The organism is Clostridium lamae, from assembly GCF_033043255.1.
In the GTDB taxonomy this organism is placed as follows: domain Bacteria; phylum Bacillota; class Clostridia; order Clostridiales; family Clostridiaceae; genus Clostridium; species Clostridium lamae.
On sequence record NZ_JASCQJ010000015.1, the window covers coordinates 62,478 to 75,456 of the forward strand.

General features: G+C 28.3%; 12 protein-coding genes. All 12 read right to left on the bottom strand.

The features are described from left to right. Positions 1-3: 3 nt before the first annotated feature. Positions 4-1,551: a glycoside hydrolase family 43 protein gene (locus tag QK892_RS09335; RefSeq protein ID WP_317273277.1), complete on the bottom strand. Its 1,548-nt coding sequence runs from the start codon at positions 1,549-1,551 to the stop codon at positions 4-6. 23 nt (positions 1,552-1,574) lie between these two features. Then, on the bottom strand, positions 1,575-2,687 hold the full coding sequence (locus QK892_RS09340) for a glycosyl hydrolase family 8 (RefSeq protein WP_317273278.1): 1,113 nt from the start codon (positions 2,685-2,687) through the stop codon (positions 1,575-1,577). Then, a complete protein-coding gene (locus tag QK892_RS09345) occupies positions 2,687-3,592 on the bottom strand; it encodes a carbohydrate ABC transporter permease (RefSeq protein ID WP_317273279.1) in 906 nt (301 codons plus the stop codon). The genes QK892_RS09340 and QK892_RS09345 overlap by 1 nt, the downstream gene beginning before the upstream one ends. 12 nt (positions 3,593-3,604) lie before the next feature. After that, positions 3,605-4,564 (bottom strand): ABC transporter permease, encoded by a 960-nt coding sequence (locus QK892_RS09350; RefSeq protein WP_317273280.1) that lies wholly within the window; start codon positions 4,562-4,564, stop codon positions 3,605-3,607. Positions 4,565-4,633: 69 nt separating this feature from the next. Continuing rightward, positions 4,634-6,301: an extracellular solute-binding protein gene (locus tag QK892_RS09355; protein WP_317273281.1), complete on the bottom strand. Its 1,668-nt coding sequence runs from the start codon at positions 6,299-6,301 to the stop codon at positions 4,634-4,636. A gap of 143 nt (positions 6,302-6,444) precedes the next feature. Then, on the bottom strand, positions 6,445-8,547 hold the full coding sequence (locus QK892_RS09360) for an alpha-glucuronidase family glycosyl hydrolase (RefSeq protein ID WP_317273282.1): 2,103 nt from the start codon (positions 8,545-8,547) through the stop codon (positions 6,445-6,447). Between the two features lie 186 nt (positions 8,548-8,733). Further along, positions 8,734-10,026 (bottom strand): MFS transporter, encoded by a 1,293-nt coding sequence (locus QK892_RS09365; protein ID WP_317273283.1) that lies wholly within the window; start codon positions 10,024-10,026, stop codon positions 8,734-8,736. A gap of 49 nt (positions 10,027-10,075) precedes the next feature. Continuing rightward, positions 10,076-10,339 (bottom strand): hypothetical protein, encoded by a 264-nt coding sequence (locus tag QK892_RS09370; protein WP_317273284.1) that lies wholly within the window; start codon positions 10,337-10,339, stop codon positions 10,076-10,078. A gap of 9 nt (positions 10,340-10,348) precedes the next feature. Further along, the gene (locus tag QK892_RS09375; RefSeq protein WP_317273285.1) at positions 10,349-10,732 is read right to left on the bottom strand and encodes a hypothetical protein; all 384 of its coding nucleotides are present in this window, start codon (positions 10,730-10,732) and stop codon (positions 10,349-10,351) included. A 22-nt stretch (positions 10,733-10,754) separates the two neighbouring features. After that, the gene (locus QK892_RS09380; RefSeq protein ID WP_317273286.1) at positions 10,755-11,117 is read right to left on the bottom strand and encodes a DUF2089 domain-containing protein; all 363 of its coding nucleotides are present in this window, start codon (positions 11,115-11,117) and stop codon (positions 10,755-10,757) included. Between the two features lie 374 nt (positions 11,118-11,491). Then, positions 11,492-12,187 (bottom strand): hypothetical protein, encoded by a 696-nt coding sequence (locus tag QK892_RS09385; RefSeq protein WP_317273287.1) that lies wholly within the window; start codon positions 12,185-12,187, stop codon positions 11,492-11,494. 164 nt (positions 12,188-12,351) lie between these two features. After that, entirely contained in the window at positions 12,352-12,819 is a 468-nt protein-coding gene (locus tag QK892_RS09390) for a hypothetical protein (protein ID WP_317273288.1), read from the bottom strand. Positions 12,820-12,979 lie beyond the last annotated feature (160 nt).

Here is a 12,979-nt window from a genome sequence, read left to right on the forward strand (position 1 = left end):
AAGTTAAATATTACTATATTCAAACCATAAAAAATCAGCATAATTTTCACTTTCCTGCTTATTGCTTGTTGCATACATTCCAACTGTACATCCAACAAATCCACCTGCTACTTCTGTACTTAAATAACTACTATCTATTTCTTCCGCTAATAAACAATAATTAATTCCATTATCACTATAATAAAAATCTAATTTCTTATTTCTACTTATTATTTTTAAAAATACTCTTTCACAATCTATATTTGTTTGTCTAACTAACTTATATTCTCCATTATAACATTTAACAACCTTCAATGTCTTGTTATTGTTTTCCATAGAACACTCATAGGTCAGATTATAAAGATTATTCTGAATTATAGCCAGTCCTGCACTTTCATACTCATTCTTAGGATTAAATTCCATCATTGTTGAAACTAAATAATTATCGTCCTCTTGCCTTACCCCTATATAAGCTGGATTATCTAAGTCCTTTAAAGTAACCTCTTTTAAATATAACCTTAAAGCATCTTTTCTTTTAGTTAATGAGTAAAGATTTTCACTTGGATTTCTTAAGAGTAAGAATCTATTATCAAGTCTATCTCCATAAAAATGATAGCAATTTTCTTTTATTTCTTTTTTATATTCACTAGTATTTATCTCTTGAGATAATTGCAGTATGCCTTTTCCTTTATTTATTACTGGCCATCCATTTTCCCAATCAACCTTTGCTAAGAAAGTTTCTCTTCCAGTATTGCAATAGCCTTCATATTGCCTACTAGCAAGCATAACTACAAACCATTCATCATCACTAGTTTTAACTAAATCTCCATGACCTACATGCTTTATTTCATATTCTTCACCTAAATGTCTATGAGTAATTATTGGATTCTTTGGATTATTTATATACTCCCCATAAATAGACTTGCTTCGTGCAATAGTGATGCAATGATCTGGACCAGTTCCTCCCTCTGCTATCATTAAATAATAATATCCATCCTTTTTATAAAGATGTGGTCCCTCTGGCCAAATTACATTTTTCATAGAACCATTCCAAACATCATGACTTTCGCCTATTAACTTCATATTAACTAAATCTATTTCTTGAATCCAAATATACCAATCCCCGTTATATTTTACGCCGTTTCTATTAGGTCTTGTTCCGATATAATATGCTCTACCATCATCATCAAAAAATAAGCTTGGATCAATTCCTTCTGCCCCTTCAATTCTATAAGGATCAGACCATGGTCCTTCAGGGCTCTTAGCTGTTAATATAATATTACCATCATGAGGTATATTAGTGGTTATAAGATAATAAATCCCATTATTATAACGAATTGTAGGCGCATAAATTCCTTGTGAATGTTCTATTTTATCTAAATTTATTTGATTTTCTCTGTCTATAACATTTCCTATTTGTGTCCAATTAGCTAAATCCTTGCTATGAAATATTGGAACTCCAGGGAAATACGCAAATGTAGAATTAACAAGATAAAAATCCTCTCCTACTGAACATATAGATGGATCAGGATAAAATCCCTTTAATATTGGATTTTTCATTAGCATTGCCATTATATCAACCTCACTTTTATATATTACCAAATTCTATAATTACCGCTTAAAGCTAAAAATGAAAATAAATATAAACAATTATCGTAATATCTTCGTTCTCCCTTTCTTAAAGGTGTATTCCAAAAAATATCTATGCATTCTTTTTTATATTTACCTTTAGCTGCTAAAGATGCCATTGCATTTGTTGCAATAATTGCAACTGGGTGAAGTGCTTTTTCATCTATTATAGTCCCATCTATTTCATAAACTAAATCTGCTTTTCCTTTCACTGTTTCACAAAAAAACTTTTGTATTTTATCTGCACATTCACTTTCCCATTCAGATGCTTTAAACCACTCGTAATCTAGCCCTAAATTAGCTGCGACTCTATATGAATCACTATAATATCTTTCTCTATTATCTCTTTTAAAGGGTTCACCATTATAATGAGCATATTCTGGTGCTAAACCAGTAATAGGGTGACATGCCTTTTTCAAGTATTCCCTACTATTCTTTGCTGCTTCCTTCCAAAATTCTTTATCTTCTTCATAGCACCAAAGAGAAAATACCTCATAAAAATGAGGTAAATGGTATGATGGATCAGTAAAATTACATCCTGGCACAAATTTTATCAATTTATTTTTTGGTTCCCACATAGGAAATCCATCATTATTTTCGCCTTTATGAATACATGTATGCAATAAATCCTTTGCTTCTTTTGAGTAATTATATATTCCTTCGCCATCACCCCATCTATGAGATGCAAAGAATAGAGCTAATGAAAAATACTCTTCTCCGTCAGGTGCTGGACCATCTGAATATTTAACTCCTTCTGGACTCACTGACCATGCAAAGTATCCTGAATTTATACCTTCTTCAAGATACATATATTTTTTAGAAAAATTCCATAATGAATCGAATTCTTTTTTCATATTCCTCTGAACACACATCATCATAGCATATGACATACCTTCTGTTCGTGCATCGTTATTTCCAGTATCTATAAAACATGCTGTGTTTTCATCTACAATATGATAAAATTTTTCTTCTTCATCATAAAAAATAGTTTCATAAATCTTATCTAATTTTTCTTCAATATCCTTTAAAGAATATCCATATTCTAAAAATAAATTTGTATATTCATTTTTAATAATCATTATTCCTTTACCCCTCCAATAGTTAAACCAGATACAAAGTATTTTTGTAAAAATGGATATAAACATACTATTGGGAAAGCTGTTACTATTGTTATAGCTGCACGAATAGATGTTGGAGTTACTATATTACCTGCATTTTTAACCATTTCAGCTGTTCCTGCGCCACCGCCTTGTTGAGTTGTTGATGATAATAACTTCATTAACTCATATTGCAACGTTGTCAGCTTAGGATTCCCTTGAGCATATAACATTGCATCAAACCAAGAATTCCATTGTGCAACAGCAATAAATAGAGCTACAGTTGCTAGAACTGGCATACATAATGGAAGTATAATTTTCATAAAAATTCTGAACTCACCGGCTCCATCAATTTTTGCAGATTCTATTAAACTTTCAGGTAAGCCATTTATATATGTTCTAATTACTATCATATTAAACGCACTAACTAAACCCGGTAAAATATAAACTAAAAAATTATTTAATAATCCTAATTCTTTTACTAAAATATAATTTGGAATCATTCCACCATTAACGTACATAGTTAATACATAAATAAATGCTATTTGTTTTTTAAATACAAAATCTTTTCTACTTAAAATATAAGCTAACATTGCTGTTAAAAATACTTGTACAACAGTTGCAATTACTGTTCTTGAAACTGAAATAAATGCTGCTTGCATTAAGTTTGGATTTCTAAATACAGTTTGATAATTTTTTAATGTAAACATTCTTGGCCATAGATATACACCACCTCTAACTGAGTCTATTCCATCATTAAAGGATATGGCTAGAGTATTTAATATAGGATATAAAGTTACGATTACAAACAAAATCATAAATATTGTTAAAACTATATTGAAAACTATATCGCCTTTAGTTTTTCTTTTTAAATTTATATTTAACATAAATCCTCCCCCTTAGAATAATCTTTCTTCACCCATTGATTTTGCAAATTTATTAGCTAAGAATATTAAAACTATACTTATTACACTTTTAAATATACCAGCTGCTGTAGCTAAAGAATAATTTCCTAAACTTATTCCATATTTTAAAACAAATATATCTATAGTTTGTGATACTTCTTGAATTAAGCCATTTCCTAGTAAATATTGAACTTCAAATCCAGCATTTAATATATTTCCTATATTTATTAATAATAATATGAAAATTGTAGGCTTTATTCCTGGTAATGTAATATGCCATATTTTATGAAATCTACCTGCTCCGTCTATTTCTGCTGCTTCATATAAATCTGGATTTATTGCTGTAATTGCTGCTAAGTAAATAATACTTCCCCAGCCAACTTCCTTCCATACATTAGCTAATCCTACTATACCCCAGAAGTACTTAGGATCTGCAAAGAAATTAATTGGTTTTTCTATTACATTAAACCACACTAATAATTGATTTATTATACCAGTTTCAGTAGATAATACTTCTGCAACAATTCCTGTTACAATTATCCAAGATAGAAAATGTGGTAAATATGATACTGTTTGTACAAACTTTTTAGCTAGCATATTTTTTACTTCGTTTAATAATAACGCAAAACCTATTGAGCATACAAAGCTTAATACTAAAGTTATAATGCTCATTGCTAAAGTATTTCTTACTACATTAAAAAAAGTAGGATCAGAAAATAAAAATTTAAATTGATTTAAACCAACCCATGTTTGTTCAAAAAAACCTTTGGCTGGTTTGAAATTTTGAAATGCCATAATCCATCCAATAAGAGGAGCATAGCAAAATATTATTACATATATTAGAAATGGAATTGACATTAATACTAAAGGCTTTTGCTTCTTTATTTTATTCCACAATTCTTTTTTTTGTTTTTTTTCTACTTTTAAAGTTGGTTTTTTAAGTTCTAATTGCATCCAAAATTCTCCTTCTCATTATTCTTAATTTTAAATAAGGGGGAAGCTTTGTTAAACTTCCCCTATTTTTTATTTATTAAATAATTCTGCTCTTCTCTTAGCTTCCTTAGTTAAAGCTTCTTCATAAGCTTTAACATCTGCTTGAGTAGTTAATGTAGTTTGATATTCATTCCAAGTTGATTCGAAATCACTTGTACCAGACATAACTACCTTTGGAAGCCATTGTTTCTTTACTTCATCCATTTTTTGCATTGCTATTCCAGCTGGTGTTTCTGCTGTTAAACTTCCAGTGAAGGAGTAAATTGGGAACCAAGGATGGTTCTTTTCAGGAGGTTCTGGCAAGAAGTCTGTGAACTTTTCGAATCCATACTTATCCAATATATTTTTATCTACAGCACTTAAAGAATCATAGAATTCTTTTGGTTGTTCTTCTGGTAATACTGCATTATTATCTATACTTTCTAATAATCCTCTAAATTGAGGCATGTAAGTATACATACATAAGTTTTCATTAACCCAATCTTGATTTTTAGCATTTGCTCTTTGTTCTTCTGTTCTGTAGAATGATCCATCTTCTGCTACCTTATAATCTACGTCTTTTTCTCCCCAATATCTTAATGCCATAACTTCGTCATCTAATAAATCATTGATAGCTTGTAAAGCACCTTCGACATCTTCACAACTTACTGATATACCAAGTCCACCACCTGCATTTATTGCTGGTCTATTTCTATAATTAGATGTTACATTTGGATCTATAGTTAAACCTAGTGGTACCCAAGTTCTTTCATCTAATCCTTGTTGTACTAATGACTGTTCAGCTGTTAGGAATTGCCATCCTTGATCTACCATTCCTAAAACTCTACCTGTTGAAAGCTTAGAGATATATTGGTCATAAGATGCTGTAAATGTTTCTGGATCTACAATACCTTTATTATACATCTCATTAAGTTTTTCAAAATATTGCTTTGCTTCTGGTATAGAGTCATAACTCTTTGCAGTAATTGTTTTTGGATCTATAACTGCTTTACCATCGTTAGGATATCCAGCTAAGAATTGTGGAGGATTTTCTAAACAGAAATATCTCCAGTCATCTGATAAAATTTCAAATCCTATTGTAGGTTGTCCATTTATTTCTGGGAATGCTTCTTTATACTTTTGAATTAAATCAAAATATTCATCAAGAGTCTTGATTGTTGGATAGTTTGCCCACTCTAGCACTGCTTTTTGAATCCAGAAAGCTTCATCATTATGCTTAGTGTGCATTTCCTTTCCTCTTATATTACCAAATTGAGGTATATAATAAATATGTCCATCTTCTTTTCTTACTTTATCCCAATCACTTTCTGACCATAAATTTTTAAGATTAGGATATTTGTCTATATATTCATCTAAAGCTATTAAAGCTCCTGCGTCAACTAAAGCTTGTGTTCCATCTCCACCATCTATGAAGTCAGGATATTCTCCACCAGCTATCATTACTCCTATTCTTTCCTTTGCTGTTTGACCTGTAAGCCATGTTTCAGTAATTTTAGCTCCTATTTTTTCTGCTATAACATTTTTAAGCCTATTATTGTCAGGAACTTCTTTACCTGCTACTGCAAAGAAAGCAGTAAATTCCTTTATTCCATCGTCGTTGACATTTGAACCAGTTTCAGAACTTTTAGAGCATCCACTAAGAATGCTTAATGATACAATTGAAGTTAAAATCAAACTCAATAACCTTTTTTTTCTCATTATAAAAACCCTCTCACTCTGTTTTCGTTTACATATACGCTGCGCAAGTAATTTGTAGATTTAAATCTATTAATTAAATATTAACATCTTCCCATAAAATTACAACCTTTAAAATTATAGTAAAAAATACTATAAATTATAGGTCAATATATTTTTCTATTTTTCTCATCACTTATTCCTGAAATTCTATAAAAATAGGTATTTACTCTATCCTTCCATTCTCTAGCATTTTCTAGTTGCTCATTAGCCTTCATTTTAAGATGACTATATATATCCTCATCTATAATTTCTTTTATTTTATCTAATCTATCTATAAATTCTACTACTAAATCATATCCTTCGAAATGCGAATCATAAATATGTTGAATAACCGTTTTGCCACTTTTTAATTTATGATTATATTTAACATGATGGAAAAACAATAATAATTCGTCAGGACACGTACTCATATCTTCATATACTTCTTTTAGTGGTGATTTATATTGTTCTATATATCTTGTCCCACTACTAATACTCCTATCTATCCCTATCCCCTCACACGTTGCCCTATTATATGTTCCCCATGGAGAATATTCATATCCATCAATATCTGGGCCATAGTGGTGTCCAGGTGAAACCATCCATCCAATTCCTAAGGGAGCTGTATAATCCTCATATGCTCTCCATGAATTTAATAAGATAAATTTTATATTACTCATAACTTTTTCTTCTTTTCCTAATGTAAGAGTAACCCACTCATCTACTATTTCTTCACTAGTTATTTTACTATTCCATATTAATCTTCCATATCCATAAAGATTAGCTTGTGCTAAAAAATTTCCTGTCCAATTCAAATCACTTCCAATATTAGAAATCGCAGCTACTCCCCTTATTCTGTCTTTAACCATTGAATTTTCAGTATTTGAATAAGTATTAAACTCTAAAATTTCTTTCCACCAAGGAACTAGGAAGCATATATCTCTTTGTTGCCCTGTATATTCTTGAGTTATCTGTAGTTCTAGTATTTTATTTGTGTTATTCATTGCTCCAAATAAAGGTGATATCGGTTCTCTAACCTGAAAATCCATAGGTCCATTTTTAATTTGTAGATATACATTATCTACAAATTCTCCATCTAATGGATTGAAACATTCATATGCTGCTTTAGCCCTATCAATTGAATAATCACGCCAATCTTGTTTACAATTATAAACAAAACATCTCCATATCAATATTCCTCCATATGGCTTTAAAGCTCTTGCTAACATATTTGCTCCATCAGCATGATTTCTTCCATAAGTAAATGGGCCAGGTCTTCCTTCTGAATCAGCCTTTACCATAAATCCACCTAAGTTATCTATATTATCATAAACATAATTAACTCTTTTTTCCCACCATTTAATTACTTCTTCATCTAATGGATCTGCGGTATTAAGTTCTTTTAAAGTAATAGGAGCTGCAAAATTAATACTAAGATATACTTTTACTCCCCACTTACTCATAATATCATTAATTGTTTTTATCATATCTATCTTCTTATCTATAAAATAAGTTTCTTCCTTATGGACATTAGTATTATTAACCACTATTCCATTTATCCCTATAGATGCAAGTAACCTAGCATAATCATTGATTCTATTTAAATCTTCTGAAAGCCTATATTCATCATTAAAGGCTTCACGTATTAAATCACTACTAGCTGGGATTCCTATAACTTTCATTATTTCCTTAATTTTATTATTATTTCTTACACTTTCAAAAAATATAGAACTACCAGCAAACCCCCTTTCAACTGTTCCATCTATATTGTCCCACTGATTTATAAGCCTTAATTCATTTTCTGGATTTTCTATAATTGGTTCTTCAGTAATTTCCTTATTTTCCTCTAACAATCTTAACAAATGAAAAACCCCATATAAAACTCCATTTATATCGTATCCTGTAACACTTATATAACTCTTATTTTCATCTAAAAAATTTCTTCTAATTTCATAACCATTTTTTCTTAATGTTCTTAGAGCTTTAACTTGAATTTTTATATATTTATCAACATTTACATCTTTTTCTTCTTTATAAATATTTTGGGTTATACTTTTTTCAATATAAGCTTTCTCTAATGCTCTTTTAAGCTCTAACAAAATATTATTTATAATATCATTTGATTGCAAAGAAACTAATATATTTTTTAGATATTCTTTATATCTAGAATTTTTAACTTCTCTATAATCTAGCCAGCATAAATACATAGGATTAGTCTTATCTAACATTTAAATCTCCTTTCTTAAATAAATAGTTAATAACAAGATTTTACCATTTACCAATTTTATAAACAACAATACAGATTATATGAAAAAATACAAATAATTTTATTGTTTATATTATATATCTCTATACCCAAATAAAAATATCGCAGTATTTATAAAAATCTGCGATATTCTTATTATTTAACATATTTAAGTTAGTTCTATATCTACTTCATATTTTTCTTTATCTTCTTCATTTATATTAATTGAAAGCAATGGCTTTTTATATAACAGTATAGTAATTACCATTATTCCTGAAGAAATTAAGAATATATTAGATGCACTTATTTTGTCAAAAAGATATCCATATATAATATTACTTATTGGCATTGCAATCATGCATCCTGTTCCCATAACCGTTGATACTCTGCCCATAAACTCCAATGGTACAATATATTGAAAATTAGCATTTATAAGTGTATTTGCAATACCTAAATAAAGAAAAATAACAAGGGTAATTAATAACATTAATAAATATAAATAAATAATACTATTTTCTATTTCTACAAAAGACTTTAATGCTACAATTGCATAACCTGAAAGTGATATTGAAACTATTAATAAACTTCTATATAAATTTTTACCTATTGAATTTTTCTTAGAAAGCCATCCTATAAAAAATGTGGCCACTATCATTCCTATGACCCCGAAAGATTCTACCATTCCATATTGAAAATCAGAAACCTTTAAAATGATTTTACTAATATAGGTGATTCCTACAGAAAATGATCCAAATGCAAAATTTACAATTACTGCTAAACTGACTATATTTATAATATCTTTTCTTTTTACTATAAATCTTATTCCTTCTTTAAATTCACCTATAAAACTATTAATAGAAAGCTTTTCTTCTTTTTTAATATTCCTAGGAATAACTAAAAATACTTCTGAAAGAGCTGATAAGAAAAATGTAATAGAATTTATTATAAAAACTCCTCTTAACCCTAAATCCCCATAAGTTACTGCGGCAATAGCTGGTGATATAACACTTCCTATAGACATAATTAAAGAATTTAAAGCGTTAGCTTCTACTAAATCTTCTCTTTTTGTAATGGTAGGTATTATAGTTTGTAAAGCAGGACTATCAATAGTTGATATTATAGATAGTATTATTACTAATACATAAATATTTGTTAATGTCATTTCACCAGTAACAAAATATATAATTGCAAAAATACTAACAACAAACCCACTTATTAAATCTAATACTATTAATATATTTTTCCTATAAAATCTATCTACAATAACACCTGCAAACGGACCTAAAATAAGCTGTGGAATAAGTGCAATTGCAAGGATAGATGCAAATTTAGTAGCAGAGCCAGTTGTATTTAATACAAATAGTGATAAAGCAAAACTCTGCATATTAGAACCAATTAATGATGTAATTTTCCCAAACATTAAAAGTGAAAAGTTCTTTTCTTTTAAGAGCTTAAATTTCATAGTTAAATTTTACGCATCCGCATGCGTATCCCCCTTTTTTTATTACTTTTTATACTTTTATTAATACATAAGTTCCATCACTAGCTCTTACTTCAATTAGTGTCAATCCTTTGTAAGCTTTTAATTCTTTTATTGCATATATAATAAAATCCATATCTATATAGTTCATTACATCTTGTATATCTTTATTAGAATTATTATATTTACTATGCGTTTTATTTATAAATTTTGTAAGTCTTATTCCACTAGTCAAAATAAATGTAGGTATATATAACTTTAGATTTATATCCTTTGACTTTATTATAATTTTCATAAACGCTACCTATTCAATAATGACTCTAACAACGTCCCCGTTACTTGAATCCACTGTAACTATCTCTCCAAGCATTTCGTTGTCTAATGCAGCAATTATCGATTCACTTAACACTTCAAAATCAATACCTTCCATATCTACATTTTTAATTGGTAGCTTTCCAGTTCCTTTAAGCACTGCTGTTATAACAGCTATAGGTAAGTTGACTCTTACATTATCACCCTCTGCAGAATCAACTAATACTCTAAGCATTCTTTTATCATAATTCTTACCTACAACTACTAAGTCTTTTTCTTCTTTCTTGTACATTGCATCAATTAGTTCTGCACTTTTTTCAACATTGAGTTTTCCTTCTGATAGCATGGTTAATACCTTTATTAAATCCTCTCTCATTTCCATTACCTCCATATATTTATTATTCTTTCATTCTTTCTATAGCCTCTTGAGGAGAAATTTCTCCTTTTTCTAATGCCTCTATAACATCACTAGTCGATGATTTTAAAGGTTTAGGATTATTTTTATATCCTAATGATTTAATTACTTCATCTAGCTTAGCTCTAACTGTTGGATATGAAATTCCTAGTTCCTTTTCTACATCTTTGATGTTTCCTCTACACATAATAAAGACTTCTATAAACTTAAGTTCGTCCTTAGATAAGTAATCAAATTTAGAAAACTCAAATTCATTCTCAATGACAGTCTTGCATGACGAGCATTTCAATCTTGTAGCCTTCATTTTTTTGTTACACACTGGACAAGAAGTTATCACTTTATACATACTAATCTCCCTCCTGTTAAATATATACTATTCTTACTATATCTATTTGTCAACAAAAACATTAATATTAGTTATATAATTATTAATTTTATTAATTTTATCCTTTAAACAAATTAATTTTATTTATTAGTAAGTTAATTTTTCTAATTGATTATTATTAAAACACTTGATTTTATTATTATTTACATTAATAAAGAGACTTAGTTTAACCTAAGCCTCTTATTAATTCAAAACTATTCCTTGACAACCTCGCTTGTTTTTATAAAAATTCTTCACTTCACATTTTTCTTTTTTTATTGGTTCTGTTTTAAACTGATTTTGATAATGGAAAGTATAAAAGTGGATAAATTTTGATTTGGAAGATTTCAATATCGTTATTGTTTTGATAGCCAATCTAGATAGTCTTCTGGCAATCTATTCATTTTTTGTGTTTTGGAAAGTATTTCATCATATTCTAACTTTTTAAATCCATTAGAAGAAATTTCACTTTCATAGCCCCCATTTTTATCATAGTAAATAATTTGTATTCCTGTAAAATTATAATCTTCACCCATGAGATTTATAAATTTATCAGCAATAGTTGCACACATTTTTTGGCTCTCTTCTTCTGATATATCTTCCGTATTATAAACCCCTAAAAGATACAGTCTTTGAGATTTCAATGAATAATCATCTGCATTAAGTTCTGTCCAAATATAAATTCCAGAAGGGAAACTCAGATTTTCTGAGAATTCTCCTTTAATTTTACTATATTGTTTACTTCCTACTAAATTTAATTCTCTTGAAACTTTTTCATCAAAAATTGTATTGTTTTTCAGTCTATAACTAAGACTTCCCCTAAAAGATTGATATTTAGCATTATACCAATCATGTTTTGTTTCAACCTTTTGAGAACTCCCCTTTTGTATAGTAGCATACTCACTTAGTTTTTTTTCTGCAATAATATTTCCTATAATAGGTAAATAACCAGTTGAATACATTAAATAGGATAGAATACCAAGTATTGATATTAATATACATAGTTTAATTATACGCTTTCTCTTTCTTATCTTTATTTTTATTCCCCTCACCCCTTTATTACAAATACACAATATAATACAATCACTTAATAATATATTTATTTACTTCTATAAATTAATTCGTAATAGATTAAGAGTGTGTACCAACTAAATTTATCCATTCTCAATTATTTTAAGTATAACTTATTAATTTTATCTCAAATTATACTTTTTTACTATTCTTTACTTTTAAAATTTATTGTGCCTAAATATAACAAAGATGGAGATAGTAGGCTCATTAACATATATCCTAAAACATTTGGTAGTTGCAATAAATGAATTAATGGTAGAAATCCATAATTAAAAATTATAAGAAACAGTAAAGGCACTTGTGAACCTTCAACTACATTTTGAGAACCAGAATTCATCATTAAAAAGCCACATAAAGCAAAAATTAAATTTATTGATAGAATAATACCAATTGAAATCCATATTGTCTTTCTTGATAAATCTTTTAAAAATTTTCTACATAAAAAAATATATAGAAATGCTACAATCAAACTTCCACTTGCATTAACAACACTCCTTATGAAATTATCAGTTAATAACTCTCCAATCATCCATATGATATTTACAATAATAAATGATAATATAAGTACAACTATATGAATCAATATTGGTTTTAAAAAATTAGTTTTTCTCATATTCATTCTCCCCTTTATAATTAATTCTTATTTTTATACAATTGCATAATAATATATACTCTTACTATATACTTATTCTTATATACTTCCGTAACAAATATAAATAATATACCCTGATTGAAAAAATCAATAAATATCAATCTTTAAATAAAACAGCGTC

Excerpts from the sequence above, each read along its gene's own strand:
- QK892_RS09335 (WP_317273277.1), bottom strand. The coding sequence starts at position 1,551 with ATGGCAATGCTAATGAAAAATCCAATATTAAAGGGATTTTATCCTGAT.
- QK892_RS09340 (WP_317273278.1), bottom strand. The coding sequence starts at position 2,687 with ATGATTATTAAAAATGAATATACAAATTTATTTTTAGAATATGGATAT.
- QK892_RS09345 (WP_317273279.1), bottom strand. The coding sequence starts at position 3,592 with ATGTTAAATATAAATTTAAAAAGAAAAACTAAAGGCGATATAGTTTTC.
- QK892_RS09350 (WP_317273280.1), bottom strand. The coding sequence starts at position 4,564 with ATGCAATTAGAACTTAAAAAACCAACTTTAAAAGTAGAAAAAAAACAA.
- QK892_RS09355 (WP_317273281.1), bottom strand. The coding sequence starts at position 6,301 with ATGAGAAAAAAAAGGTTATTGAGTTTGATTTTAACTTCAATTGTATCA.
- QK892_RS09360 (WP_317273282.1), bottom strand. The coding sequence starts at position 8,547 with ATGTTAGATAAGACTAATCCTATGTATTTATGCTGGCTAGATTATAGA.
- QK892_RS09365 (WP_317273283.1), bottom strand. The coding sequence starts at position 10,026 with ATGAAATTTAAGCTCTTAAAAGAAAAGAACTTTTCACTTTTAATGTTT.
- QK892_RS09370 (WP_317273284.1), bottom strand. The coding sequence starts at position 10,339 with ATGAAAATTATAATAAAGTCAAAGGATATAAATCTAAAGTTATATATA.
- QK892_RS09375 (WP_317273285.1), bottom strand. The coding sequence starts at position 10,732 with ATGAGAGAGGATTTAATAAAGGTATTAACCATGCTATCAGAAGGAAAA.
- QK892_RS09380 (WP_317273286.1), bottom strand. The coding sequence starts at position 11,117 with ATGTATAAAGTGATAACTTCTTGTCCAGTGTGTAACAAAAAAATGAAG.
- QK892_RS09390 (WP_317273288.1), bottom strand. The coding sequence starts at position 12,819 with ATGAGAAAAACTAATTTTTTAAAACCAATATTGATTCATATAGTTGTA.